General features: G+C 58.2%; 37 protein-coding genes and 3 pseudogenes. 18 read left to right on the forward strand and 22 right to left on the reverse strand.

Annotation, left to right across the window (positions count from 1 at the left end):
• Nucleotides 1-100: 100 nt before the first annotated feature.
• The 3 genes from JCM10550_RS11250 to JCM10550_RS11260 are packed head-to-tail and all read left to right on the forward strand — an operon-like array spanning nucleotide 101 to nucleotide 1,372.
• Entirely contained in the window at nucleotides 101-691 is a 591-nt protein-coding gene (locus JCM10550_RS11250; protein ID WP_062399216.1) for a hypothetical protein, read from the forward strand.
• A 17-nt stretch (nucleotides 692-708) separates the two neighbouring features.
• Nucleotides 709-1,092: a restriction endonuclease subunit S gene (locus tag JCM10550_RS11255; protein WP_062399218.1), complete on the forward strand. Its 384-nt coding sequence runs from the start codon at nucleotides 709-711 to the stop codon at nucleotides 1,090-1,092.
• The gene (locus JCM10550_RS11260) at nucleotides 1,073-1,372 is read left to right on the forward strand and encodes a hypothetical protein (protein WP_157200193.1); all 300 of its coding nucleotides are present in this window, start codon (nucleotides 1,073-1,075) and stop codon (nucleotides 1,370-1,372) included. Before JCM10550_RS11255 ends, JCM10550_RS11260 begins: the two co-directional genes overlap by 20 nt.
• Nucleotides 1,373-1,679: 307 nt before the next feature.
• On the opposite strand, the gene JCM10550_RS18885 is transcribed toward JCM10550_RS11260, so the two are convergent.
• The 17 genes from JCM10550_RS18885 to JCM10550_RS25120 all read right to left on the reverse strand — a co-directional run bounded on the left by JCM10550_RS18885 (nucleotide 1,680) and on the right by JCM10550_RS25120 (nucleotide 10,451).
• A complete protein-coding gene (locus JCM10550_RS18885) occupies nucleotides 1,680-1,844 on the reverse strand; it encodes a hypothetical protein (RefSeq protein WP_157200194.1) in 165 nt (54 codons plus the stop codon).
• A gap of 113 nt (nucleotides 1,845-1,957) precedes the next feature.
• Nucleotides 1,958-2,593 (reverse strand): PD-(D/E)XK nuclease family protein, encoded by a 636-nt coding sequence (locus JCM10550_RS11265; protein WP_157200195.1) that lies wholly within the window; start codon nucleotides 2,591-2,593, stop codon nucleotides 1,958-1,960.
• A gap of 56 nt (nucleotides 2,594-2,649) precedes the next feature.
• Nucleotides 2,650-2,952 (reverse strand): hypothetical protein, encoded by a 303-nt coding sequence (locus JCM10550_RS18890; protein WP_157200196.1) that lies wholly within the window; start codon nucleotides 2,950-2,952, stop codon nucleotides 2,650-2,652.
• A 178-nt stretch (nucleotides 2,953-3,130) separates the two neighbouring features.
• Nucleotides 3,131-3,721 (reverse strand): hypothetical protein, encoded by a 591-nt coding sequence (locus tag JCM10550_RS11275; RefSeq protein ID WP_062399226.1) that lies wholly within the window; start codon nucleotides 3,719-3,721, stop codon nucleotides 3,131-3,133.
• Nucleotides 3,697-4,275: a UvrD-helicase domain-containing protein gene (locus tag JCM10550_RS11280; protein ID WP_062399228.1), complete on the reverse strand. Its 579-nt coding sequence runs from the start codon at nucleotides 4,273-4,275 to the stop codon at nucleotides 3,697-3,699. Before JCM10550_RS11280 ends, JCM10550_RS11275 begins: the two co-directional genes overlap by 25 nt.
• Complete coding sequence (locus JCM10550_RS25115; protein ID WP_172673869.1) at nucleotides 4,224-4,445, reverse strand: UvrD-helicase domain-containing protein; 222 nt, start codon at nucleotides 4,443-4,445, stop codon at nucleotides 4,224-4,226. The genes JCM10550_RS11280 and JCM10550_RS25115 overlap by 52 nt, the downstream gene beginning before the upstream one ends.
• Nucleotides 4,446-4,455: 10 nt before the next feature.
• A complete protein-coding gene (locus JCM10550_RS19740) occupies nucleotides 4,456-4,686 on the reverse strand; it encodes a hypothetical protein (protein WP_062399230.1) in 231 nt (76 codons plus the stop codon).
• A gap of 80 nt (nucleotides 4,687-4,766) precedes the next feature.
• Nucleotides 4,767-4,943: a hypothetical protein gene (locus tag JCM10550_RS19745; protein WP_172673870.1), complete on the reverse strand. Its 177-nt coding sequence runs from the start codon at nucleotides 4,941-4,943 to the stop codon at nucleotides 4,767-4,769.
• Entirely contained in the window at nucleotides 4,940-6,694 is a 1,755-nt protein-coding gene (locus JCM10550_RS11290) for a PD-(D/E)XK nuclease family protein (protein WP_083475467.1), read from the reverse strand. Before JCM10550_RS11290 ends, JCM10550_RS19745 begins: the two co-directional genes overlap by 4 nt.
• Nucleotides 6,670-6,945: a hypothetical protein gene (locus JCM10550_RS17305; protein ID WP_083475468.1), complete on the reverse strand. Its 276-nt coding sequence runs from the start codon at nucleotides 6,943-6,945 to the stop codon at nucleotides 6,670-6,672. Before JCM10550_RS17305 ends, JCM10550_RS11290 begins: the two co-directional genes overlap by 25 nt.
• Before the next feature lie 117 nt (nucleotides 6,946-7,062).
• On the reverse strand, nucleotides 7,063-7,362 hold the full coding sequence (locus JCM10550_RS18900) for a hypothetical protein (protein ID WP_157200198.1): 300 nt from the start codon (nucleotides 7,360-7,362) through the stop codon (nucleotides 7,063-7,065).
• Nucleotides 7,363-7,454: 92 nt separating this feature from the next.
• Nucleotides 7,455-8,270: a hypothetical protein gene (locus tag JCM10550_RS11295; RefSeq protein ID WP_062399234.1), complete on the reverse strand. Its 816-nt coding sequence runs from the start codon at nucleotides 8,268-8,270 to the stop codon at nucleotides 7,455-7,457.
• Nucleotides 8,267-8,656, reverse strand: coding sequence for a hypothetical protein (locus tag JCM10550_RS11300; protein WP_062399236.1), 390 nt, complete (start codon nucleotides 8,654-8,656; stop codon nucleotides 8,267-8,269). Before JCM10550_RS11300 ends, JCM10550_RS11295 begins: the two co-directional genes overlap by 4 nt.
• Nucleotides 8,657-8,779: 123 nt before the next feature.
• Complete coding sequence (locus JCM10550_RS11305) at nucleotides 8,780-9,319, reverse strand: flavodoxin family protein (RefSeq protein WP_062399237.1); 540 nt, start codon at nucleotides 9,317-9,319, stop codon at nucleotides 8,780-8,782.
• 31 nt (nucleotides 9,320-9,350) lie between these two features.
• Nucleotides 9,351-9,773 (reverse strand): DUF123 domain-containing protein, encoded by a 423-nt coding sequence (locus tag JCM10550_RS11310; RefSeq protein ID WP_157200199.1) that lies wholly within the window; start codon nucleotides 9,771-9,773, stop codon nucleotides 9,351-9,353.
• A 67-nt stretch (nucleotides 9,774-9,840) separates the two neighbouring features.
• The gene (locus tag JCM10550_RS11315; RefSeq protein ID WP_281175377.1) at nucleotides 9,841-10,218 is read right to left on the reverse strand and encodes an MBL fold metallo-hydrolase; all 378 of its coding nucleotides are present in this window, start codon (nucleotides 10,216-10,218) and stop codon (nucleotides 9,841-9,843) included.
• Nucleotides 10,218-10,451 (reverse strand): MBL fold metallo-hydrolase, encoded by a 234-nt coding sequence (locus tag JCM10550_RS25120; protein ID WP_281175378.1) that lies wholly within the window; start codon nucleotides 10,449-10,451, stop codon nucleotides 10,218-10,220. The genes JCM10550_RS11315 and JCM10550_RS25120 overlap by 1 nt, the downstream gene beginning before the upstream one ends.
• A 26-nt stretch (nucleotides 10,452-10,477) precedes the next feature.
• Here JCM10550_RS25120 and JCM10550_RS25125 point away from each other — a divergent pair, with 26 nt between their 5' ends.
• From JCM10550_RS25125 to JCM10550_RS11355, 11 genes and pseudogenes are all read left to right on the forward strand, one after another.
• Nucleotides 10,478-10,918, forward strand: a complete 441-nt coding sequence (locus JCM10550_RS25125) for a phosphomethylpyrimidine synthase ThiC (RefSeq protein ID WP_281175379.1) — start codon at nucleotides 10,478-10,480, stop codon at nucleotides 10,916-10,918.
• Nucleotides 10,839-11,786 (forward strand): annotated as a pseudogene (locus JCM10550_RS11320) (phosphomethylpyrimidine synthase ThiC). Before JCM10550_RS25125 ends, JCM10550_RS11320 begins: the two are co-directional and overlap by 80 nt.
• A gap of 308 nt (nucleotides 11,787-12,094) precedes the next feature.
• Nucleotides 12,095-12,166: pseudogene (locus JCM10550_RS23095) on the forward strand (hypothetical protein); the annotation flags it as partial.
• Nucleotides 12,167-12,589, forward strand: a complete 423-nt coding sequence (locus JCM10550_RS23100; RefSeq protein WP_245619108.1) for a hypothetical protein — start codon at nucleotides 12,167-12,169, stop codon at nucleotides 12,587-12,589. It abuts the pseudogene before it with no gap.
• Nucleotides 12,590-12,653: 64 nt separating this feature from the next.
• A complete protein-coding gene (locus JCM10550_RS23105) occupies nucleotides 12,654-13,418 on the forward strand; it encodes an FMN-binding glutamate synthase family protein (protein WP_245619106.1) in 765 nt (254 codons plus the stop codon).
• A gap of 211 nt (nucleotides 13,419-13,629) precedes the next feature.
• The gene (locus JCM10550_RS11330; protein ID WP_172673871.1) at nucleotides 13,630-14,379 is read left to right on the forward strand and encodes a cyclic nucleotide-binding/CBS domain-containing protein; all 750 of its coding nucleotides are present in this window, start codon (nucleotides 13,630-13,632) and stop codon (nucleotides 14,377-14,379) included.
• Complete coding sequence (locus JCM10550_RS11335) at nucleotides 14,288-15,469, forward strand: PAS domain-containing sensor histidine kinase (RefSeq protein ID WP_083475470.1); 1,182 nt, start codon at nucleotides 14,288-14,290, stop codon at nucleotides 15,467-15,469. The genes JCM10550_RS11330 and JCM10550_RS11335 overlap by 92 nt, the downstream gene beginning before the upstream one ends.
• An 86-nt stretch (nucleotides 15,470-15,555) precedes the next feature.
• Nucleotides 15,556-15,978 carry a DUF5683 domain-containing protein gene (locus JCM10550_RS20075; protein WP_175020535.1) on the forward strand — a complete coding sequence of 141 codons (423 nt, stop codon included), beginning with the start codon at nucleotides 15,556-15,558 and terminating at the stop codon, nucleotides 15,976-15,978.
• Between the two features lie 81 nt (nucleotides 15,979-16,059).
• A complete protein-coding gene (locus JCM10550_RS11345) occupies nucleotides 16,060-16,560 on the forward strand; it encodes an MBL fold metallo-hydrolase (protein ID WP_172673872.1) in 501 nt (166 codons plus the stop codon).
• Nucleotides 16,518-16,940, forward strand: coding sequence for an MBL fold metallo-hydrolase (locus JCM10550_RS11350; RefSeq protein ID WP_062399248.1), 423 nt, complete (start codon nucleotides 16,518-16,520; stop codon nucleotides 16,938-16,940). Before JCM10550_RS11345 ends, JCM10550_RS11350 begins: the two co-directional genes overlap by 43 nt.
• A 38-nt stretch (nucleotides 16,941-16,978) precedes the next feature.
• The gene (locus tag JCM10550_RS11355; protein ID WP_062399250.1) at nucleotides 16,979-17,161 is read left to right on the forward strand and encodes a hypothetical protein; all 183 of its coding nucleotides are present in this window, start codon (nucleotides 16,979-16,981) and stop codon (nucleotides 17,159-17,161) included.
• Nucleotides 17,162-17,394: 233 nt separating this feature from the next.
• Here JCM10550_RS11355 and JCM10550_RS11360 read toward each other — a convergent pair whose 3' ends face one another.
• From JCM10550_RS11360 to JCM10550_RS11380, 5 genes are all read right to left on the reverse strand, one after another.
• A complete protein-coding gene (locus JCM10550_RS11360) occupies nucleotides 17,395-17,700 on the reverse strand; it encodes a response regulator (protein ID WP_062399252.1) in 306 nt (101 codons plus the stop codon).
• Nucleotides 17,701-17,871: 171 nt separating this feature from the next.
• Nucleotides 17,872-18,834, reverse strand: coding sequence for a sensor histidine kinase (locus tag JCM10550_RS11365; protein WP_062399254.1), 963 nt, complete (start codon nucleotides 18,832-18,834; stop codon nucleotides 17,872-17,874).
• Nucleotides 18,831-19,607: a hypothetical protein gene (locus tag JCM10550_RS23110; RefSeq protein ID WP_062399256.1), complete on the reverse strand. Its 777-nt coding sequence runs from the start codon at nucleotides 19,605-19,607 to the stop codon at nucleotides 18,831-18,833. The genes JCM10550_RS11365 and JCM10550_RS23110 overlap by 4 nt, the downstream gene beginning before the upstream one ends.
• Nucleotides 19,591-19,905 (reverse strand): hypothetical protein, encoded by a 315-nt coding sequence (locus JCM10550_RS11375; RefSeq protein ID WP_062399258.1) that lies wholly within the window; start codon nucleotides 19,903-19,905, stop codon nucleotides 19,591-19,593. The genes JCM10550_RS23110 and JCM10550_RS11375 overlap by 17 nt, the downstream gene beginning before the upstream one ends.
• Nucleotides 19,906-20,012: 107 nt before the next feature.
• Entirely contained in the window at nucleotides 20,013-20,402 is a 390-nt protein-coding gene (locus tag JCM10550_RS11380) for an AIR carboxylase family protein (protein WP_062399307.1), read from the reverse strand.
• Nucleotides 20,403-20,661: 259 nt separating this feature from the next.
• Here JCM10550_RS11380 and JCM10550_RS11385 point away from each other — a divergent pair.
• The 4 genes and pseudogenes from JCM10550_RS11385 to JCM10550_RS11400 all read left to right on the forward strand — a co-directional run bounded on the left by JCM10550_RS11385 (nucleotide 20,662) and on the right by JCM10550_RS11400 (nucleotide 24,395).
• Nucleotides 20,662-21,800: pseudogene (locus JCM10550_RS11385) on the forward strand (alanine--glyoxylate aminotransferase family protein).
• Nucleotides 21,797-22,264, forward strand: a complete 468-nt coding sequence (gene ribC, locus JCM10550_RS11390; RefSeq protein ID WP_062399260.1) for a riboflavin synthase — start codon at nucleotides 21,797-21,799, stop codon at nucleotides 22,262-22,264. Before JCM10550_RS11385 ends, ribC begins: the two are co-directional and overlap by 4 nt.
• Before the next feature lie 134 nt (nucleotides 22,265-22,398).
• Nucleotides 22,399-22,806 (forward strand): 6,7-dimethyl-8-ribityllumazine synthase, encoded by a 408-nt coding sequence (gene ribH / locus JCM10550_RS11395; RefSeq protein ID WP_062399262.1) that lies wholly within the window; start codon nucleotides 22,399-22,401, stop codon nucleotides 22,804-22,806.
• Nucleotides 22,803-24,395, forward strand: coding sequence for an aminotransferase class I/II-fold pyridoxal phosphate-dependent enzyme (locus JCM10550_RS11400; RefSeq protein ID WP_245619093.1), 1,593 nt, complete (start codon nucleotides 22,803-22,805; stop codon nucleotides 24,393-24,395). The genes ribH and JCM10550_RS11400 overlap by 4 nt, the downstream gene beginning before the upstream one ends.
• Nucleotides 24,396-24,505: the final 110 nt, after the last annotated feature.

Consider the following 24,505-nt stretch of genomic DNA (forward strand, 5'->3'; position numbering starts at 1 on the left):
TTTCCAAGTATTTCACAAAAAGATCTTACTGATTTAATTCTTCCCCCCCTTCCCCCCCCTCGCCGAACAGCACCGCATCGTCGAACGGGTGGACACCCTGATGCAACTCTGCGACGAACTCGAAGCCCGGCAGGACACCGAGTCGGAGCGGCGGCGGATGCTCCTCTTATCCTCGTTAAACGCCCTCTTTGATGCAAAAGAGCCGGACGAAGCTGCGGCGGCACGGGAGATTTTGCACGCAAACTTTGACCTCCTCTTTGACGACACAGAGAGCATTGCGGAACTGAGAAAGACCATATTGCAGCTTGCGGTGCAGGGCCGCCTTGTGGAGCAGCATCCTGAGGACGAACCGGCATCCGTTCTGCTGGAGAAAATTCAGGCGGAGAAGGCAAGGCTGGTGAAAGAGGGGGGGAAAATTCAAACTTTTTTCAGTAATAAAAAAATTCCACAAATCAAAGATGGAGAAGCACCATTTATAATTCCAATAAATTGGGAGTGGGCAAGGCTGGGAGATATGTGTGAATTGATTACTAAAGGTTCATCTCCAAAATGGCAAGGTATAAATTATGTTGAAGAAAGTGAAGGAATTTTATTTATAACAAGTGAAAATGTAACAAATTACGATCTAAAATTAAATAAAAAAAGTATGTTGAAGAGAAATTCAACAAGATTGAACCTCGTTCAATTCTGAAAAAAGATGATTTCCTGATGAATCTAGTTGGTGCTTCCATAGGAAGGACAGCGATATACAATGTTGATGAAATCGCAAATATCAACCAGGCTGTCTGTTTAATCAGAGTAATCAGTCAAAATAGGAATATAAATTTAAAGTATTTTCTTCATTTCTTCAACAGTCCAATTTGTATTTCATATATGATTGATAAGCAGGTTGATAATGCCAGAGCCAACCTAAGCATGAGTAATGTTTCAAAATTTCTTATCCCCCTCCCCCCCCTCGCCGAACAGCACCGCATCGTCGAACGGGTGGACACCCTCATGCAACTCTGCGATGAACTCGAAGAGCGGGTGATGGCAAAAGAGGATGCGGCAGAAAGGCTTCTGTTGTCCGTCTGTGACAGAATTTGTGGGTGACGAATACCGCCCGGAAGATGCTTCCCCTGCACACTCTCTTTTCGTGGTGGTATATTCAAGAGATGAGTTTGATACGCCCCCCCGATGTGCAGCCACGTCCGACCATGTTGCAGCACTTGCAGCCATGTACAACCACGGTGCAGCAGGTGCTGCAACCACACCGGCGGGAATACTCGGCCTGTTCGGCATTTCCTGCCCATATCCCCCCCCGAAGGCAAAATCGTGTGCAGCATCTGCCAAAGAGCATGCACACACCCGTACCCACACGGGAAATGGTTAGAGGCTGGGGGGGGTCTAATTATGCTGCAACCTCCTTCGGTATTGAAGAAGCGTCTCTCTATACTCTATTAGATCATCATCATTCGGCTGTAAATTCCTCTTTTATCGTTGCAGCAGGTGCTGCACATACGCTGCACATCCGCTGCCATGGTGCAAACGTCATTCCTCTGTCCTCATACAAATGACCCGCTAACCCAGTCTCATCAGGTGGTAGATGGAGGCATCTGACTTGATAGAGACATCTGATCTAAAGACAGATCCGCAGATAGGGAACAAGAAGAGAAGAGAGACACTATTCTGTGGGGGGGTTATTCCGGGAAGACTGAACTGAGTTTCTGCATGAACTCCTGGTTGGATGAGACGGTCTCCCATTCTTTTGAAATCTGGCACTGAAGGGTATCACATTTATTCTTGGTATACCGGTTGACGGAATCGTGTATCCGGTCAGCAAAGAGATCTGGACTTGTCGGCATAGAACTTCCTGACTTCTGTGGGTGGGTAACAACGAAATACTTTTGGGGGTTAATGCATAGGTATAAATATTAAATTAATTCGCAGGATATAATCTGCGGCAAAATCGTGCCGACTATGCATTAGATATTATATGCTGTGCAGTTGTTCTTGCCTGCTGATCCACCCATTGAAAATAAAAAAATTTAATGCGGTCTGTTTTCCGGTGGGCAGCACGTCTGCCCGCTCCGGGTATCTCACCGGTTCTGTTCCGCCTCAGCCGCTGCCTTTCGGGCCGCAGCGATATCGGGGGTGACCTGCACCATTCTCCCGGTCCGGTATAGTAGAGGCAGGTGTCGGGCAGCGATCCTGTCAGGGCACGGACCGCATCGGCATAGATGGAAAGCTGGATGAGATGTTCATCCCGACAGGGCCCGTCTCTTGGATCGGCTTCGGTCTTGTAGTCAATCACCACATACCGTCCGTCCGGTCTGCGCACGATCCGGTCGATGGCACCCCCCCGCACCTGCACGTCCCCCCCGAAGCGGTGGACAAATTTCACCTCACACTGCTGACAGGTGCTCTCACGGATGAGCGGGTGAGAGCAGAAATCCCGGTATGCCGCCTCACAGTCTGCCACGCGTGTGGCATCCGCAGAAAATCCGTGGAGGGCACAGGCACGGGCAGGAGCCATACCAGCAAAGACGGCGTGCAGGAGGTTCCCGTTTCGTGCCGCGATCTTTTCTCTCCCACCGGACTGCAAAAGGTCCACCGGATCCGGATCCCCGGTCCCCCCCCTTCCGCCGGAAGCATACCGGTGAATGGCCGTCACCGGCAGGGGCGGGAGGGACCGTTCGACCGCAGACGGTGACGGAGTTGTCCATGCCGCATCCGCCCTCTCCGCGGGCAGGGGGTGCGTTTATCGCTACCGGTGTCGGCGGGGGGTGAGCTTTTGACCGGCCTGTTGCTGTTCTCCGCCGAAGTGATCGTCACCCGCCACTCGCGGCCGTCGGGGGGGGTGGTGCAGCTGACTCCTCCCGCCTCAACGGCCTCCGGGGGTGACACCGAGGGCGGCAAACGTCCGGTGCATCCGGGTCTTCCCGCGTCCGGGCCGAGGGCGACCAGCTCCATTTTTGGCAGGGTGCCGGTGAACAGGATATGGTCACGGGCCGGGTGACCGCCACATAGAAGAGGCGTCGTGCCTCTGCCGCCTCCTTCTGTTTGCGCCGGTGCTGGATCAACAGCGAGATGGGTGCGTCAACCGGACCGTCCGGCCCCCGGAATCTTTACTGCCAGACCCAGATCCTCTTCAAACACACTTCCGTTCCTGCGGCCGCCGCTGTCCGCGTTGGTGAAGGGCAGGGCGACAACGGGGAACTCCAACCCCCCCTTTGAGGCATGGACGGTCATCACCAGCACCGCATCCTCCCCCCCTGCGGTCGGCAGGGGTGCGTCCTCCTCTTTCGGTGCGTCCCGTAGCGCCTGCCTGAGATCCGCTGCAAAGGCATCGAACCCATAGCATCCCCCCCGGTCTCACGGATCTGGCGATTTCGGTGATCTTCCTGAGGTTGGCGGTCTTCTGGTCGCCGTTCTTCTGCCCGGCGCAGACGGCGTACATGCCCGACTCCCGGATGATGCGGCTGACGAGCACCGAGGGCGGTTCCCGGCGTGCGTACGCCTGCCAGCGTGCGAGCATCCGGCAGGCATCCGCAACAGGACCGGTGGCATCTTCGCTGAGGCGGGAAAAGAGGCCCCCCCGTCCCCCCCGGCCGCCTGCGGCACGGAAGATATCCGCGTCCGAGAGGCCGAAGAAGGGTGAGCGGAGGGCCCCCCCGTAGAGGGCGATGTCATCGGCGTTATCGGCAAGGAAGGCGATCACCGCCCCCCCGCAGTCCCGCACCTCCTGGCGTTCATAATAGGCCGTGCCCCCCCGTAGATCCGGTAGGGCACCCCCCCGGCCCGGCAGAAGGCGTCTTCGATGAGGTGCAGGCGGCTCCGCGTCTCGATGAGTACCGCACAGTCCCCCCCGAACGTGACCGGCCGCTCATCCCATTCGCCGTCCGCATTCCGCTCATAGACCGTTTTTCGTTTGTTTTCGACCAGATCCGCGAGCCATGCGGCGAGGGCATCCGCTTCAGGCGGGTCGCGTTCGGCCGTGGTCTTCCCGGAAGGGGGGGTGATGAGGATCTCGGCCGACCCGGTATGGGGGGGCTGCCTGCTCTCGGTTACGCCGAGGGCATCGTATCCAAATTCCCAGGGCAGCCGGTCGGCGCCGAGTATGGCGGAGAAGAGGGTGTTGACCAGACCGATGATCTCCGGTGCACTGCGGAAACTGGTGTCCAGCGCCACCTCGCGTCCGCCGCGTTCTGCAAGAATCCGGTCACGGGTCGCCTTGAACTGCGTCACATCGGCGTTTCTAAAGAGATAGATCGACTGCTTCGGGTCACCGACCACGAAGAGCGAACGCTCCTTTCCTGCGGCCGTGAGAATATCGGATATGATGGCGGCCTGCAGGGGGGGTCGGTGTCCTGGAACTCGTCCACCATAATCGCCCGGTACTTGGCCGCGATACCGTTTCGTGCCGCAGCATTCTCTGCAAGCAGGGCCTGGGTGCGGATGAGCATGTCCCCGAAGTCAATCGCCCCCCCGCTGCGCCTTGAGCTGCCCGATGCTCTCCGAAAACCAGGAGAAGGCCGTCCCGAGCGCCTGCAGGGTGCGGATGGTCTCCGTTGTCTCCGGGTCATCAGGGGAGACGGTAAGGGTCAGCAGGGCCGGAGCGTTGTCGTTTTCCCACTCCTTCAGGGCGCTGTATGCGGTGACCAGCTGTCTCTTTGTGTCCGGCCCGAAGATTTTTGCACTCCCCATGCTCTTGCTGCCCTTGCAGGAGAGAATCGCTGAAAGGGCCCGGCAGGTCTCCGCGGGGGGGGAGTCCGGGTCAAGGGCCTTCAGGCCGGGGGGGCCGCTGCGGCAAGGTAGCGTGTCCCGGCATCGTCATCCCCGGCAAAGCCTATGGCCAGCTCCCGGAGCACGGCCGCGGCCTCTCCTGCCGGGGGGGAGGCAAAGAACTGTCTGCATATATCTGCCTGTTCTGCTTCTACCGCCTCCGTCCAGGCGGCGATCACCGTATCCGGTGCCTCCGTGACCCAGGAAAAGAACCGGTCGGCGTTCCACCGCTGGTCGTAGAGGGCGATGAGCGTCTTCTGCAGTTCCCCGGTACCAGGGTGCGCAGGCACCGGAGCACCGCGGTTCTGACGGTTTCCGGCAGAGGCGTGTAGAGCAGGCGGTAGAGGGTCTCTTCGGTCATCTCCGCGAGTTCATAGCTCTCGATAACGGCAAATCCGGGTTCCAGACCGGCTTCGAGTGCATACTCCCGCAGGATTCGTGTGCAGAAGGAGTGGATGGTGGAGATGCCTGCCCACATCAGGTCATCGCGGAACCGGGCGGTCTCATCCCCCCCTCCGCTGTGGCGAGGGCCTGACGAACCCGGTCCTTCATCTCCGCCGCCGCCTTCTCGGTGAAGGTGAGGGCGAGGATCTCCTGCACGCCTGCCTGTTCGTCTCCCTCCCGTTCGAGGAGGTCGAGGTAGCGGCTGACGAGGACATAGGTCTTGCCGGTTCCGGCCCCCCCGGCGGTGACACAGAGGCTGCCGGGACAGGTGATGGCAGTCTCCTGCACCGGAGTGCGCTGCGGCGGCATTATACCTCCCCCCCCGGTGCGGCGTATTTCGAGCGTTCTGAGTATGCCGTTCCGGCAGATGCGGGTATACGCACAGTAGCCGGGACAGGAATTTGCATCGTCCGCCAGCGGGAACCGTCCGGCACGAACGCCCGCGGTGGCACGGGCTGCCGCCGTCACCGCGTTGTCGATGATCTCCGGGGAAGGGGGGGGCTTCTTTTTTCATTTTTTTCAGCTTGTAGGGAGAAAGGGCGTCTGCGTAGCGGGCGTCATGCACCATCACGGTGTTTGTCACCTTCCGGCGTTTCATCGCATAGTAGGATGCACCCGCCCCGGCAGCACCGGTGATCACCTCGAGGGCCCGCACATAAAGGGCGAGCTGGAGGGCCTTGCCTGCGAGGATATCGGGCTGTTGTGGATGCGCACCGGTCTTATAGTCGGTGACCAGAAACGTCCCGTCCGGCATACGGTCCACCCGGTCGATAAAGCCCCGGAGCAGCAGTTTCTCCTCCTCTCCCGGCACCGGCAGGGCCACCGGCGCATCGTGGATACTGCCCGGACGGTCCGGGGGGGTGCCGAAGCCTGCCTCAAAGAGTTCCGGCACGAAGGGGGGGGACGAGCGGGTATCCGTCTCCTGCCGGATAAACTCCTCAAAGAGCCCCGGCCCCAGGTTGTCCGTGCCGAGCAGGGTCTCGGCTCCGGCCTCCCATGCGGCACCCTCGCGGGCGTAGCGGGCCAGCACCGTCTCTGCCTCTGCGAGGATACGGGCGGTGGCCTCTTTCTGTTCCTGCGGTCCCGGACCGGCGGGATGACTGGCCATCCAGCTGTGGTAGAAGAGCTGGCAGACCTCGTGGACGATGGTACCGTGTGCGCTGGCCGAGATATCCCGCTCCTCCTCCGGGAGGGGGGGTTCGGTGCCCAGCACATGCTGCATATAAAACCGGAACGGGCAGGTGACATAGTCCTCGAGCATGGTTGCCGACCAGACGGAATCTTCGGGGGGGTAGCGTTCGGTGAGCATACTGGGAATATCCGGGTCGGTGTATAGCATGCCGTCGAAGGCCGAGTCGCAGAGACCGTGGCGGTGGTACTCCTCGGCGGTGATGCGGGCGGCCACTGCATCGGCGGTGATGCCCTCCGGCAGCCAGACCGCAGGTGGCCGGAAGCCGTCTCTCACGGCGTGCCCAGCCCGTTCCATCCGGCTCTCCCTGAGGCGGGCATGGTGGGGGGGCAGATCCAGCTTTCATGTGCAAAGGCATCCGTTGCCGCGGCATAGAACGGCGAGGGAATGAGCACCCCCCCGCGTCCCGCTCCGCGTGGCTGAGCCAGAGTCTCTCCCCCCCGGCGCTCAGAAGGGCGGCGAGGAAGTAGTAGCGCTCTTCCCGCAGTTTCTCCCCGGCGGCGCATCGTGCCCATCGCCCGCTCCTCCTGTTCGGTGGTATAGGGCAACAGGGGGGCGGGATATCCGGCAGGCGTCCGTCGGTGAGATCGACGATGAAGACCATGGGCAGATGCAGTCCCTGCAGTTCCCGGATACCGCAGACCTGAACCGCTGCCGGGTTTGGTTCATGCTCGGGTCGTGTCTCGGTGGCGGCCCCCCCCGTGATCACCGCGGCGGCCTCCCGAATGCTCACCTTCGGCCCTTCGCGTCCGGGGGGGTGCCGGCCATCCGGTCCAGCAGGCGGTGGAATTCATGCAGGGCCGTCTGCTCGCGTTCCTCAATGGTTGCATCCGGTGCCGGCGGAAGGCAGGGGGGGCGTCCCATCGGGTGTAGAGATCCCGGAGTGCCCGGACATGGCCTGCCATCGTTTTGGGTTTCTCCAGAGTCCGGAGGTCACGAATGAGTACCGAGACGGCATCTGCCACCCGTGCTGTCGCCGCGAGGTCACGTGCGGCAGCCTTCTGCCGGTGGAGGGGGGGATTATCAGGGTTCTCCGTCTCTTTTGTCAGGCGTTCGGTCAGGTGGCCGAATCCTTCCCCCCAGCGGCCGCCCCTTCCCGGATGCCCGCCTGGCAGGCACAGCGGTTTATGTCACTGCCGGATACGCTCTCTTCGTTTGCATCTTTGAATTGGAAGAACGGCTGGGAGAAGAGCGCAACAATCGTCCGGCGTTCATAGTTGTCTGCGACCACCCGGAGTGGCAACAGCAGGGCCTGGATGAGCGGTTCCTGTGCGAGCGGCAGGGTGGCGGACGTGGCCGCAGGAATGCCGAAGTCGGCAAAGATGGCGGAAAGCCGTCCCTCTTCCGCCCGGATATCGGGCAGGGCGACCGCGATATCTCCCGGCGGGGGGGTACCGGTATGGATGAGGTCAGAGATCTGCTGGGCCACCGCCCGGAACTCGGTTCGCCGGTCCGGGAACGTGCCGCAGGAGAGCGGCACCGGGGGGGCCTGAGTGCGGTTGTTTCGGAAAAGAGCCACTCCGCCCCCGTCTCCGGTCTCTGCCGAAGAACATGCATCCGGCCCGAATATGGCCGGGTTTGCTCCGGTGGGAGTGAAGACCATCCATTCTCCACCGGTTTCGGTGAGTTGCCTCAGGAAGCGTTCGGCCTCCGGCAATGTGGCATGGATACCGTATATACAGCCGGAGAACCGGATTGGGGGGGAACGGCTCAGGGCGTCTGCCGCGGCGCTGCATATTGAGGAGCTGTCCACCGCATCCTCCGCGTTGAGACGTCTCCGGTAGTCGGCAAAGATCTCGCCGATGACCCGGCTCTTCTCTCCTCCGACGCTGCCGAGACAGGCGGGATACTCAATCCCGCGTTCGGTGATCACACCAAAGAGGCGAAAGAGATCCTGAACCAGACGCTGTCCCCCCCTTCCTTTCCGCCGGGGGTGAGGATGCCCCGGTTTGGATGGGCCCGTATCGCCTGGTGCATCATGACCCGTGCCTCCTCCGGGGGGATGATGCGCAGGTCAGGAGCCATCCGGGCAAGCACGGTTTTTGCCACGTCCGTGACCGTGCCTGCCAGGGCGGGGGGGATGTGGAGGATACCCCGATGGTTCATCAGGCTGCGCAGCGTGGAGGCGAGACGTATCGTCGGCAGACAGAGGACGGCCGAAAACGGATCTTTTGCCGCACATCCGGCAAAGAACCGAAGGCATTCCTCCTGTTGTTCTCCCGGCAAAACAGGTATTGTTGTCAGTCTGTCTGTCGTCATGCTCAGGCTCCCCGCTGGTACATGACAGTATCTTTGCCCTTCGGGGGGGTTTTACGTTTCCCGATCCGCATAGGGCACAAGAACAATCGTCCTGTGCCCTTGCCATCCTTCAGCCGAGGGTGGCTATTTTTTTCCGATGGTAACAGCGTTCTCCAGTGCCGCGGTGTCATCTTTGATATCCCCCCCCGGCAGAAACGCCTTGCCGATCACCGAGCCCGCAAAGATGAATTCATGGGCATTTGCAAAACCCTCGAGTGTCTCAAGGGCACGGTCTGCTCCGGTATCACCGTTCACGGCCACCGTGACCACATACTTGCCGGAGAGTCTGCGGTCGTGCCAGAGCGAGTAGGTCCGGTCGATGAAGTTCTTCATCTGTCCGCAGATGTCATAGTAATAGACCGGGGGGGTACCGATCACAAGCACATCGCACTCTGCCATCTTCTCTGCGATACCACCCCAGTCATCATTGGTGATGACGCACTCCTTCTTCTCTCTGCACTGGAGGCATCCGGTGCACGGGGGGGTGATGTAGTGTCCCCCGAGGGAAACAAACTCACAGGTTGCCTCTGCATTTGTTTCGGTCACCGCTTCAAGGATCTGTTTTACGAGATAGGCCGTATTCCCGTTTGCCTGCATGCTCCCCGATATACCCAGGACGTTCATACTGGTAGGTCGGATTCATCATATTTGAGCATTATGGCCGTACTAAATTCCGGTCCGGATCCGGGGGGGTGACGACCGTGACCTGTGGTCTGCACCCGCAGGCGGTGAGGGCATCGCCGCATTCCTGCTGCGGGTCGCTGTCACGACAGAACAGATGACTGCTGCACCGGCAGTCGCTGCACCCGAATCCCCCCCGGATGGTGTCTCCCCCGATTCGGTTGGCGAGCATGCACTCCTGTCTCTCGGTGGTCTCGCCGCAGACGGCTGCCGTGAAAACGAACCGGCGGTCAATAAGCAGGCGGTCGATATGCCACCGTGGCCGGTGCTCTGTTGTCTTTCGGTAGACCCGGATATGGCGCTGCACCCGTGCAAGCCCCCCCCGGTCCAAGGGCCGAACCCACGTATACGTAGTATCCGGCGGGGGAATGTCACCTCCCCCCCAGCGCACCCACATCAAGCACGGCGCCTCCGGTCTTCAGGATGAGACAGTATATGCCTTTCTCTGCCATCGCCGTTGGTCTCTAGTAATACCCGCACATTCGGCGTGCCGCCTCGATATGCCGGAACCCGTTCTCGGTGACCGGCATGCCGTGGCCTGGCCAGATTGCCTGCACGTCATAGCCTGCCAGCCGGTCAAGGGACTCCACCAGTGCCTCCTGTGAGCCGCCGGGAAAGTCTGTTCGTCCCACACCACCGTCGGAAAAGACCGTATCGCCGGATATGAGGTTTTCGCCCTCCGGGTCCCAGAGGCATATCGAACCCGGGGGGGTGTGGCCGGGCGTGTGCAGCACCTTCAGGCCATTGACGATGTCGCCGTCCTTCAGGGTGCCTGCCAGTGGTATTGCGGGCGTGCGTTCCCCGAACATCGCCGAGAGCGTCACTTCCGCACGTTCCTGCATCAGGCCGGTGCATCCGCCTCGTGGATAAAGACCTCGGCACCACACATATGGGCGATATGGTGGGCATGGGCGATATGGTCATAATGGTGGTGGGTCAGCACAATTTTCGAAATATCTTTCGCGAAGGCCTCCACCTGCATCGGGGGGGTGACCCCCCCCGCGTCTATCAGCACATCTCCGCAGATATAGGCGTTTGCCCAGTATCCATCTCCCGGAATCCATCTCACCTGCATGTAGGATAATAAGGATGCACCACCAAATGTTTGTTATGCAGACCCTTGTCAGGGAGTGCCTCTCCGGTGTGCCGGATGAGATTGACGCACTGGCCCGAAGAGAAGGGCTTGATGGACGAAAGATGGCACGTGATGTCGTGCGGGGACGCATCGTTGTTCCGGCAAACCCACGACGTGAACACCGCCTCTGTGCCATCGGGTCCGGATGCCGGGTAAAAGTAAATGTGAACATCGGGACATCGGGTGCCCGCTGTGACCCGGACCTTGAACTGAAGAAGGGCGAGGCGGCGCTTGCAAACGGTGCGGACGCCTTATGGACCTCTCCACCGGGGAGATCTTCACGCGATACGCAAGAGCATTCTGGGACTGGATACCACCGTCGGCACGGTGCCCATATACGATGCCGTGCGGCGTGCCGGGAGTGCTCCGGATATCACCGCGGACATCCTCTTCAACACCATCCGTGACCACTGCCGTGACGGGGGGGTGGACTTCCTCACCCTGCACTGCGGAGTCAACCATGAGACATTCGCCTCCCTGCGGCGTGACCCCCCCCGGGTGATGGGTGTGGTCTCACGGGGCGGTGCCTTCCATCTCGCGATGATGGATGCGACCGGTGAGGAGAACCCGCTCTATGCAGAGTATGACTACCTGATGGAGATCCTCCGGGAAGAGGATGTGTGTATCTCCTTGGGAGACGGGATGCGGCCCGGTGCGGTCGTTGATGCCGGTCGTCAGGCAAAGACGGTGGAATATCTCACCCTCGGCACCCTCGCCGCACGGGCACAGGAACAGGGTGTCCAGCGGATGATCGAAGGGCCGGGCCATATGCCGGTTGACCAGATCACCTACAATGTGAAGATGATCAAGGAACTCACCGATCAGGCACCGCTCTACCTGTTGGGGGGGCCGCTCGTCACCGACATTGTGCCGGGCTATGATCACGTATCCGCCGCTATCGGTGGGTCGATTGCCGCAATGGCCGGTGCCGACTTCCTGTGTATGGTATCCCCCCCCTCCGAACACCTCGCCCTGCCGGATCTGGCGGATATCGAGGAAGGGACGCGGGGTGGCAAAAGTTGCCGCACATATCGGGGGGGATACCACCCGTCGACCGGACACGTGGTACAATGAAGGGGGGGAGCGGCAGATGGCCGATGCCGGCGTGCCCTTGACTGGGATCGGCAGTTCTCTCTTTCCATGTTCCCGGAGCATGCGAGACGGATACATGAACGGGACGGGGGGGAGACAGATACCTGTTCGATGTGCGGGGGGGATCTCTGTGCCGTGAAGCTGGTCAGTGACATCCTGAGCGAGAACAAAGATCCTGAGTGATCAGAACCTGAATCACTTGGATCCTGTCCAATCCATTTTTCAGATCATTACTGTCGGATCATTTTTCCACCCCCCCACCTGCCCGGCTGGGCGGCCACGCTCGTCATGGTGGTGCTGATCGCTGTGGTATTGTATGGTCTGGAATATATTGGGTTATGATGGGCAGAGTATTAGATCCGCCCGTTCTCTTTTTCATTGGTGTGCGAATCGCTTTTCCAAGAGCCCGAGGGCCAAAAGACTAATGAAGGCGAACGGGACACTATCCAAGACCTGTTATGCGGGTGAGGAGGGTGGATATGTCGTGGTATATGTGCAATGTGTGTCATTCGTTTACGTATGATGATGACGTGGGATCTGTTGAGGGGAATATTCCTGCCGGGGTGGCACCAGAGAACCTGCCGGACGACTGGGCCTGTCCGGTCTGTATGTCTGACAAAACGCATCTGAAAAAGAAACCCGGTGCCGCAACGAAGGAGGAACGCACCCCCCCTCCGGTGGAGGCCGACCCGGCGACCCATATCTGCCGGGCACCGGATTATATCGAACCACATTTTGTCCATCTCAAGACGATGGCACAGACCGGAGTGCCGGTCATCGAACCGATGCGGACGGCCCGGCTGATGGTCTCATGGGATGAAATTCTTATTATGGCAGCGGCCCTGCGCCGTCTGCCCCCCCTGAACCCCCCCAATGAAGCGGTGGCAATGGAGACGGTCATAGGCCGAATGCCAAACAGCCGATGGTTTTGTCGCTTCCGTTCTATGTCACCCATATGTCCTTCGGGGCCCTCTCCCGTGAAATAAAGATTGCTCTTGCACAGGGGGGAGTGCCCGTGCAAAAACGGCATGCTGTTCCGGGGAAGGAGGCATTCTTCCGGCAGAGTTTGAACAGGCCTACCGGTATATCTTTGAGTATGTGCCGAACCGTTACAGCGCCACACCGGAGTATATGCAGACCGCAGACGCGATAGAGATCAAGATAAGCCAGTCGGCCAAACCGGGCATGGGGGGATTTTTGCCCGGTGCGAAGGTCACTGAAGAAATAGCCACTATCCGGGGATTCCCGCAGGGACATGATATCGAGAGTCCCGCCCGGTTTGATGACATCCGCTCCACGGAAGACCTGAAGGCAAAGGTGGATTACCTGCGGGATGTCTCCGGCGGCAGGCCCATCGGTATCAAGTTTGCCGCGGGTGATGTCGAAGGAGACCTCGAGGTGGCTATTGCGGCAGAACCGGATTTCATCACCATCGACGGCCGTCCGGGTGCCACCGCGGCCGCACCGAAGGCCATAAAGGACGCGACTGCTGTCCCGACAATATATGCACTGGATCGGGCCCGACAGTACATGGATGACCACGGGGGGGTGGAGGGCATCTCTCTGGTCATGACCGGCGGGTTTCGCATATCAGCAGATATTGCCAAAGGTCTTGCGCTCGGTGCCGATGCGATTGCGCTGGGAACGGCCCCCCTGATCGCTGCCGGGTGTGACCAGTACCGCATCTGTCATACCGGTGACTGCCCCCACCGGGGGGGTGACGACTCAGAAAGCGAGTCTCCGTGCACGGGTAGATCCAAAGGGTGCCGCGGATGGTGTCGCCCGGTTCTTTGCCGCCACACGGACAGAACTTGAGGACTTTGCCCGTCTCTGTGGTCATCATGATGTCCATAACTTCTCGGTGCGTGATCTCTGCACCATCAGTTCTGAGATATCGGATTATACCCGTATCCGGCATGTCTGAACCGATTCCTCAATTTTTGCACCATTTTTTTTGTTTTCCGATACAGAATTGTTTATATGAGAATGAAAGTTAATGGTTGAATACATACGAGCTGAGTCTGTTATGCCACCTGAAGATCATCATCACCCAATCTCCATTGCCTCCTGCGTACAGATAACAACGCTCATGACCCGTGATCTTGTCTCTGTCCCCCCCCGGGTGCGTCTGTCTCTGCGTCTGCGGCCCGGATGGCAGAACGCCGGATTGGGAGTTGTCTTGTCATGGACAACGGGGTGCTCAGGGGGTATCATCACCGAACAGGATCTCACCCGTAAAGTGGTGGCGGTGGGAGGTAATCCCGGGGGGGAAATTCCGGTCTCGGCAATCATGTCGTCACCGGTTGTCAGTCTTGGCACAGGCGCGACGGTCGGTGAAGCCGCCGACCTGATGATCCAGTACAATATCCGCCGCATTGTGGTGGAAGATGAGGGCCGGACGGTGGGCATTGTGACCGCACGCGATGTGCTTGGCTTTGCAAGTGATATGAACAACATTCTCCAGGATCTCTCGGGAATGTACGGGACACTGATGTTTCTTGACTCCGATATGCAGGTGCTCTGGGTCAACAAACAGTCGAAGGATACGGATGTCACAGGCGGATCTAAACCGGTGCACTGTTATGAACTCCTGCATTCCAGCACCCGTCCCTGTCATGGCTGTCCTCTCACACTTGCCGGTACCACTCCGGGAAAAACGGTGCTGACATCAGAAATAATCGATAATGATCACCGTATCTGGCAGGTGCAGTGCCATCCGGTCAGCTGGGGGGGAGGGGGGGCATGTCCTCGGGGGGGTGATCGAGTCGGCCATTGAGGTCACGCGGGAACGGGAACTGGAACTGGCACTCCGGGAGCACCAGGACCGCCTGCATGTTGCGGTTGAAGGTGCGGATATCGAGACCTGGTACTATCGTGCAGGTCTGGACAAAACGGTGATCGGGGCTGATGGAGGGGTGGTTTTTGCGCCCGACAGCCGGTTTTCCGGAACCGGAGAGATGTTCGGATACCTGCAGACGAGGGTGCATCCCGATGATCTGACGGTCTTCCGGGAGATGATGGTGTCCCTTGTTTCGGGGGGGGCAGAACACTTATGGGAAGGCCAGTTCCGCATTACCGTTCCCGGAGGCGGATGGCGATGGGTACGGGCGATGGGCCGGGTCATTGAGACTGCGCCTGACGGGACGGCCGTGGCCATTGCCGGGGGGGTCAATATTGATATCACGGATCTCACCAACTATCAGGCGGCCATTCACCGGGCAAACAAAAAACTCAATCTGCTCGCATCGGTCACCCGGCACGATATTCTCAACCAGGTGAGCGCGATTATGCTTGCCGGTGAACTGCTGGAGATGGATGGGTATCTGGACGGTGACGGCGAACTTGCGGAGACAATCAAACGGATTATTTCCTCTGCAGGCACCATCGAACGCCAGATCCTCTTTACGCAGGAGTATCAGGGCCTTGGGGGGGAGGCCGACCCGGAGTGGCAGGACGTCTCTCTCCTTGTCGGAAAGGCTGCAAAGGAGTTCGAGCAGAATGGTGTCACGGTTGCCTGTGCATGTGAAGGGCTGGCTGTCTATGCAGACCCGATGTTTGGGAATGTCATTTTTAATCTCATTGATAATGCCATCCGTCACGGCACCGGCACCACCCACGTTTCCATCGGGTTTAGAGATACCAAAACAGGAGGGATACTCGTTGCTGAAGACGATGGCAGTGGTGTGCCTGTGGATCTCAAGGAACGAATTTTCAACCGTGGCTTTGGAAAAAATACCGGATTTGGTCTGTTCCTCTCCCGTGAGATCCTGGAGATCACCGGTATTTCAATCCGTGAATGCGGAGAACCCGGCGAGGGAGCCCGGTTTGAGATGTTGATTCCGCATTCTGGATATCGTATCGCCTGAGTGCAAAGAACCCGGTTTATCAGAGAAAGGTATACCTGCCGGGAAGATGATAACAGGATATCAGACGGGGGGGAGATACAGAAGATATGCCAGAGAAGATACCGGTATGCCCGGAATGCGGGAATCCGCTTCCCGAAGGAATGACGGGTCTTTGCCCGACCTGCAGGGAATGGAAAAAGTCCGCACCTCCCCCGCCGCAGAAGAATGTGCATGCGGCAGTGGTGCTCTCGTTCTTTTTCCCCGGCTTTGGTCAGGTCTATAACGGTCAGTACAAAAAAGGCATCCTTGTGCTGGTGGCAACGATATTCGGCTTATATTTTTTCCTCGTTCCGGGTCTTGTCATCCTCTGTGCCGGGGTGTATGATGCCTACCGGACGGCCCTGCGGCAGAACGACGGTAGCATGCCGTTTTGTGAGATGCATGTCTACCACATTGTCCTGTATGTGATCATCTTCATTCTCGTCTGCTTTGCCGCGATGTCGGTCTCATCCATCTTTATGATACCATGAACCCCCCCTTTTCTTTCGTTGCATTTTTTAGTTCAAACCCTTCTTTTAATATGCTGACAGGCAAATATCCGGACAATGGCGATGGAATGCACAATACTGGCTGACAATACCGCTCTTACCGACCGTTATCTTCTCTCGGAATCCGGGTTCTCCGCATTCATCCGGGACGGAGATGTGCGGGTGCTTTTTGATACCGGATTTTCCGGTGTGTTTCTGGATAATGCACGACGGATGGCCATTGAACCGGCGGATGCTACCCATATAATCTTTTCCCACGGGCACCTGGATCATACCTGGGGCATGCAGGCCCTGCTGCCGGAACTCGGCAACGAGACGACCGAGGGTGAAGGTCACCCGTCTCCAATATTCCTCTCCCACCCGGAAGCCTATCTGCCCCCCCGCAGGCGTCCGGGGGGGAGTTCTGAGATCGGCACGCTCTACCATGCGGATATTCTGGCTCGGTTTGGCACGGTGCAGCTCTCAAAGGAGCCGGTCTGGCTCACGGACCGTCTGGTTTTTCTGGGTGAGATCCCCCCCGGGTGCATGCCTGGGAGTCCTTCACCCCCCCGAATGCAGAACTGACGCTTGGGGACGGCACCACGGCACCGGATCATCTGACCGATGACACGGCACTTGCCTACAAAAGTGACACGGGCCTGGTGATCATCAGCGGCTGTTCGCATTCCGGGATTGCAAATATCATTGACCATGCCCGGACCGTCTGCGGCGATGACCGTATCCGCTCGGTTATTGGCGGCCTTCACCTGATGTACGCCGACCAGGATCGCATTGACCGGACGACCCGCTTCCTTGAGAATCTGAACCTCGAATCACTGCACGCCTGCCACTGCACTGGGTTTGCAGCCCTGCACACCTTCTCCAAAACCCTGCCCCCTGAAAGAGACCGGCACCGGGCTGAAGACGGTGTGGTGATCCTGACCCTCTTCATCTTCTCCCCCTAACAGAAAAGGTCATGGCATGAGGGCTCATAATCCAGAGTATGAAAAACGTTGAGATGACTCTTGAAGGCACCATCCTTACGATGAAGATTGATATATCCAAAGACTTTGGGCCGTCCAAATCAGGAAAGTCCATCACGATTGCATCGACCGAGGGCAACATCTCCCTCCCTGACGCTGAAGATGTCAAGATCGGCCTGAACGTGTATAAAAGTAATAAGTAGAGAGTTTGAATTGACCTCTGGCAAAGGCGGGTCCGGTTATCAGTCCGTTTTCTGTTGGAGCGTATGCAGGGGGGGGATTGCCATTCTGAAGTATCGGCCTGGTATGCCCCCGGCACGCCGGTTACACAGAAAATATCACGAGAGTATCGTGCCCACCTACCCGGTGATACCGTTGTTCAGGGTAGTGATGAGCATCTGTTTATTGATTGGTTTCGGGAGGAAGGCATATGGTCTCACTTTCTCCGCCCGTTCCTTTGTCCGGGGGGGTCCGTGTATGCGGTGAGGAATATAATGGGTATGCTGGAGAACTCCCTGATTAGGGTTGCTGCCTCAATGCCGTCCATATCTTCATCCAGGTTGATATCCATCAGCATGATATCGGGGGGGTTATTCTCCCGGACACAGTCTACCGCTTCCCTGCCGGTCTTTACCGTGCAGACGACGTTAAAATCCTCGCGTGTCAGTAGTTCACGTAGGAGCATTGCAATCATTCCCTCGTCTTCAACGATGCCGACGGAGCGCTTCTCATTCTCTTTCATGTTGTATCTTTTTTCTCCCTGACTGTTTCTGAAGAATCATGTGGTGTCGGGTGGGAACCGTATTGTCCATGTGGTTCCTCCAGGACCGGTTGTTATCTCGTAGCTGCCGTCAAGCTGATACTCAACAAACGTTTTTACCATCGTATCCCGAGAGATGTCGCCTGTTCCGGTTCAAATCCTTCCGGAAACCCAACCCCCCGAATCCCTGACGATGAGCACGGTTTTTGCACCGTCACATTGCATCTGTATGTCGATTATACCTTCTGTCAATCCGGTAAAGGCATACTTCATCACGTTTGTGAGGAGTTCATTGATGATGAGGCTCACCGGAATCGCCTTGTCCAGCGAGAGTGTGCAGGTCTCAGCCTTCACTACAAGGCTGGCCTTTGCTGCATCCGGGAAGGTGCAGATGATGTCGTGGGCCAGGTGTTCAAAATGGTGCTGGACATCAATTACTCCAAAGGAGTCCGAACGGTAGAGTTCTTCATGAACCGCAGCCATTGAGCGTATACGGCATTCGGCTTCGCGTATCTGGGCCGCCACGTGGGGGGGTTCATTCTTCTCTTCCTTGATTGCCTGCATCTCAAGCATGGAAGAGACAACCGCGAGGTTGTTTTTTACCCGGTGGTGTACCTCCTGCAGGAGAACGGTCTTCTCCTGCAGGGAACCCTGAATTTTTTCTTCCGCCTCTTTTTGTTCGGTGATATCCATACCGACGGACTGGTACTCGATCACTGTCCCGTCTTTGTCACAGATGACGTGATCATCCCAGCGGTGCCAGCGGATATTGTCATCGCTGAGCACAACACGCTGTTCAATCGTCCGGTGTGCAGCGCCGGAACGTAGGGAGGCAAAGTGTGCTGCGACCCGGTCCCGGTCCTCCTCATATATCCGGGTACGAAACTTCATCCCTTTGGCTGCATCCGGGTTCAGACCGAAGTAGCGTGCATAGGCGGAGTTGATGAAGATGATGGTGCCGTCGACCCGGAACCGGGTGATCATCTCGGTCTGGCCCTCCACCACTGAGCGGTAGAGAGTTTCGTTTTTCGTGAGCAGTGCCCGGGTATTTGTGAGTGCCACATTCTGGACGATGAGGATAATTACCAGAACGCCGAGGATGAGCGCAACCGTCATGATACCGATCGCAGCTCCACGGTCAACGGTGATAAAATCGGGCGGCCGGTTGATAATGGTTGAATCCTTGGGCAGGGCCGATTCCTGGATACCAAAGCGCTGCATCTCCGTATAGTCAAAAACAGGTGTAATATTCGCGGTGTAGATGATCGGGTCTGTTTCCCGGCCCGGTGCCTCATCAAGCACCCATACTGCCTGAGTGCCGGCATCATATCCCAGATCATAGGGTGAGATCTGCACCCCGCCGACCACACCGATGTTATTGAACATACTCGATGTGGAATAGATGGGAACCGGGCTCGCTGTAGAGAGTTCAGCAGAAATCTCATCGATATGGTAGGGGGGGTGAGGTCCCGGTCACTCAGGTAGTAGGTGAGGATCAGGACGGCTGCCGTCTCCGGCAGGTCTGCCAGGTCTGCACTGATGGTACTGATGTCAGCACCCGCCTCCGGGTAGAGAAAGCTGATGGTGCCGGTATATTCGCTGGCCTGTTCATCGATCCGGTCCCGGATGGCACGGCCGGTGTAGGTATTATCCAGAATCACATAGATGGTGTCGGTCACGGGGGGGTTGATTGCCCGGATTGCATCGACCATCTCCTGCAAGGGCACTTCCTCCAGTGTCCCGATATAGAATGGCGTATCTTCACCTGCCTCTGGCAGGTTGGATGCATTGTTTATCCCCCCCGTGAAGACGACCGGGACACCCGAAAAGAGCCGGTCGCCGTATTCGTCCATAAAGAGGAGAGCGGCGTCATCAGAGGCGATGACCACATCCGCTGGCGGTTGCATATTTATGGGCGAAGGTATGGTAGAGGTTTTCAAAATGGGTTGCGTCACTGATGACCTTTGCGTCCAGATATTCGATGGATAACTGGAGGTGTGTGCGTTCGGAATCTGCGATGGCCGCCTCTATGCCTGCTTCAATCTCCTGGTTCCAGATGTAGCTCGGGCCGTATGAACTGATATAGATAATCTGGTCCTGTCCTTCGGTCTCAGCCGCAGCCGCGGGCAGGATGAGGAGTGTAATAATAAGAATTCCTGCCGCCAGGCTCCAGGGTTCCGGTCGCATCTATAGATGCGTGGGGGGGTGCTTAAGAGGTATAAATGGATTTTATTGTGCACGTATTTTCCGGAGAATATGAGCCGTAAAGATTGTTTTTGAATGATAAATGGGGATTATGCCTTCAGGATACGCACCGCAAGGTGGGCGGCATTGGCCCCCCCGTTTCCGATACCGACACAGGCCACCGGGACACCACGGGGCATCTGTGCGATTGCAAGGAGGGCGTCAATACCGCCGAGGGTGCCTGCCGCAACGGGCACACCGATCACCGGTTTTTCCGTCAGGGATGCAACAACTCCGGGAAGTGCGGCGGAGAGTCCTGCGACCGTGATGAATACCCGTGCCTCTGAATTCTTCACGTATGCGGAGAGTTCCTCTGGGTTCCGGTGTGCGGAGAGTACCTGAAAGTCATAGGTGATGCCCTCTTCTTCGAGTACACTCGTTGCTTTGCTCACAATTTCTCCGTCTGATGCCGATCCGGCGATCACAGCTATGTCTGCCATTGCCAGAGTGTATCGAAGTCTCTGCATAAAGAGGTTGACTTTGGTGGAGTTCAGAGAGGTAAAAAAGTGCGCCGGGGAGACATCGGGGCACCGTCTGCCGGGAAGTCCCGGCCCTGCAGATGGTATGTACGGGAGTGACGCCGGTGTCATACGGCCGGTGATCAATAGGTCTTAGGGTAGCCAGAATCATGCCTGAATACCGGCCACCCTGCATAACCTCCATATGGCATTACCGCTAAAAATTATCCCACTGATCAATATGCAAAATGAATCACTTCTCATGATGCCGGGCCCTGTCCCGATGCCGGAACGGGTGCGGTTTGCGATGGCACGCCAGGCAATGAATCACCGCGGTGCAGAGTTCGGTCAGGTCGTTGAAGAGACGACAACGATGCTCAAGGAGATCTTCTGCACGAAAAACGATCTTCTGACCATCAGTGGCTCAGGAACGGCCGGTATGGAGGCTGCCATATCAAACTTCTGCCAGGGCAAAGAGATTGCCTGCCTCGTCAACGGTAAGTTTGGTGACCGTCTCTATAAAGTGAGCCAGCGCTACGGTAATCCGGTGGCACTCACCTCAGACTGGGGTACTCCCCCCCTGCCCCCCCTCGAAGCACTGGAACGGGCACTCGAAGAGGGCGCGGAGGTCGTCACCCTCGTTCACAATGAGACCTCGGCCGCCATCCTGAACCCGGCAGAGGAGGTCGGGCGCCTTGCAAAGAAGCACGGCGCTCTCTTCATCATGGACGGTATCACCTCCATCGGTGCCGATGAGGTATACCCTGACAAGTGGGGGGGTGTGGATGTGGCCATCACCGGTTCACAGAAGTGCCTTGCCGCACCCGCGGGCCTTGCGGCGATCTCGGTCTCACAGAAGGCCTGGGACGCACAGTGCGAGAACCCGCCGTTCTACTTTGACCTCCCGGCCTACAAGAAGAGCGCCGCCAAGAACCAGACGCCCTTCACCCCCGCCGTGCCGCTCTACCTCGCCCTGCGTGAGGCCTGTGCGATTGCGCTCGAAGAGGGTATGGAAGCTCGGATTGCACGCCACCGCCAGATGGCAGATGCCGTCCGTACGGCAGCAGACGTATGGGGGGGTCTCTCCCTCTTTGCACAGCCCGACGCCCTGCACTCCTACTCCAACACTGCCACCGCGATCTGCTACCCTGAGGGTATCACCGACGCAGACATCCGCGGAAAGGTCAAAGACCTTGGCATTGAGGTCTCCGGTGGTCAGGACCACATCAAGGGCAAGATCTTCCGTATCGGTAGCATGGGTGCCACGGGTGCACCTGAACTCCTCGCGGTTCTCGCATGGTGCAGGGTGCGTTCAAGGCAGCAGGATACTCCCTCAAGGGCGACGGAGTCTCTGCCGCCTGCGAGGTGCTGATTGCATGAAGGTCGGGGGGGTCGCTGACACCACCTTCGCCCGTGTCAACATGGGCGCGGTCGCGGTGGACGAGCTCAGACGCCATGCGTCCGTTGCCATCGAGCGCTACACCGTGCCCGGTGTCAAAGACCTCCCGGTTGCAGCAAAGATTCTTATCGAGGAACGGGGGGGCTGTGACATCGTCATGGCCCTCGGTATGCCGGGCGGCAAGGAGAAGGACCGTCTCTGCGCCCATGAGGCATCCCAGGGTCTGATCCAGTGCCAGCTGATGACCAATCATCATATCATCGAGGTCTTTGTCCACGAGGACGAGGCAAAAGATGACGCCGAGCTTGCCTGGCTGGCGGAACGGCGGGCACGGGAACATGCGGAGAACACGGTAAAACTGATTCTCCGGCCCGATACCCTGATCAAAGAGGCGGGCACCGGTCAGCGTCAGGGATTTGAGGACGCGGGCCCGGCCCGACATTAATACTTTTTTAAAATCCCGTGTTCATCCCCTTCCTCTGTCTTCCGTCCTGCCCCCACTTTCGGGAAGCATCACTTTTATGGGATAACTGCCAATCTCTATTTACCTGAAACGTACGATACGGAGCTGAAGAGAAGATGGGAATTAAACTCGGATTTGTCGTCGCGGAATTTAACCGCGACCTGACCTATATGATGGAAATTGAAGGCGAAGAGCATGCAAAGTTCCTCGGTGCGGAAGTGACCGAGAAGTTCTATGTACCTGGCGCCTACGACATGCCGCTTGCCATCAAGAAGCTGCTTGAAGACGGCAATGTCGATGCCGTGGTGACCATCGGATGCGTGATTGAGGGTGCCACCCAGCACGACGAGATTGTCGTCCAGCACGCCGCCCGGAAGATCATCGATCTCTCTCTGGAATACAACAAGCCGGTCACCCTCGGTATCTCCGGACCCGGCATGTCCCGCCTTGAGGCGCACCAGAGAATCGATTACGCCCGCCGTGCGGTTGAGTCGGCAATCAAGCTGGTTCAGCGGTTAGCATGAAATCTCTCTCCCGGAAAGTGGCGGAGATCGCACCCTCCGCCACCATAGAGATATCTGACCGGGCAGCACAGATGCGGGCACAGGGCATCGATGTCATCGGCCTCTCCATCGGAGAGCCGGACTTTCCTACCCCCCCGCCCACATCACCCGGGCATGCATCGACGCCCTCGAACGCGGGGGAGACCCACTATGCCCCCCCGTCGCCCGGCATCCCGGCACTCCGTGAGGCGATCGCCGATAAGCTGCAGACGGAGAACCATATCCCCCCCTGCACGCCGGGTCAGGTCATCGTCGCCTGCGGTGCCAAGGACTCCATCTATGAAGCGATGGAAGCCGTCATCAACCCCCCCGGTGATGAGGTCGTCATCATCGATCCTTCGTGGGTCAGCTATGAACCCTGCGTGCAGCTCGCAGGCGGAACGCCGGTGCACTGCAAAGTTCGTGAGACGGACTTCCAGGTGGACGACAGCTTCCTTGAGGCCATCACCCCCCCGAAGACGAAGATGATCGTCTGCAACAGCCCGTCGAATCCGTCGGGTGCGGTGATGAACGATGCATCCCTCCGGCTGATCGCTGATGCAGCCATCGACAACGACTGCTATGTGCTCTCCGATGAGATATACGAGAAGCTCATCTACGGCAAGACGCATGTCTCCATCGGGTCGTTTGACAATATGGCAGACCGGACGATCACGGTGAACGGCTTTTCCAAGGCCTATGCAATGACCGGCTGGCGTATCGGCTATGCGGCAGCACCCGAACCCGTGGCAAAACAGATGATCCGGGTGCAGCAGCACACGATCAGCCACCCGGCCACCTTTGCGATGCACGGTGCGGTGGCCGCTCTCACCGGGGGGGACCAGCAATGCGTCGAGGCGATGCGATGCGAGTTTGACACCCGCAGGCAGTATATCATCGGTGCCCTGCACGAGATGGGTTATGAGACCGCACCCGCAGAGGGCGCCTTCTATGCCTATGTAAAGACCGGCGGGGGGGATGATATGGCAGTCTCCGCCCGGTGGCTTGCCGAAGCCCATGTGGCTGTCACACCGGGCACCGCCTTTGGCACCCCCCCGGATGGTCCGTCTCTCCTACGCAGCATCCCTCGACCGGCTGAAAGAGGCGATGCGACGCATCGCTGCTCTCTCAGACTAATACCTTTTTTGGTGGCTGTGATGACTTTTGATCTGCACCGTGTGCTCTTCGTCTGCACCTATAACTCGGTCCGTTCCCCCCCGATGGCCGCTGCCATTCTGAACGCCATCGCGGGTGAGCGCTACACCGCAGAGAGTGCGGGTCTCTTCCCGTCCCCGGTGGACTCGGGTGTGGTGGCCGTGATGCGGGAGAAAGGCATCGACCTCTCCTCCCACCAGCCCCCCCGATCCTTGGTGCCTGTTCGGAGACTGCTACGGCACCATCATCTTTCTCTCTCCTGCGGTGCGGGAGCGTGCCTACCACATCCCTCCCGCAGAAGAGACTCACATCCTGAATATCCCTGTTCCCGGCATATCGGGGGCGGACGGACGGGACGGATACCGGCAGCTCTGCCGGACGCTTGCAAAAGCCATTGTCGCATGCTTCCCGGATGACGCCGACCTGCAGCGGTCAGGGATTTTTGAGAAAGCATTATAGAATGCCGGATGCCTAAGGTATCCTGATTGTCGGTGGATTACCGGAACGTACGGAAAACCCTCATCAT

The organism is Methanogenium cariaci JCM 10550 (genome assembly GCF_001315945.1).
Lineage (GTDB): Archaea > Halobacteriota > Methanomicrobia > Methanomicrobiales > Methanomicrobiaceae > Methanogenium > Methanogenium cariaci.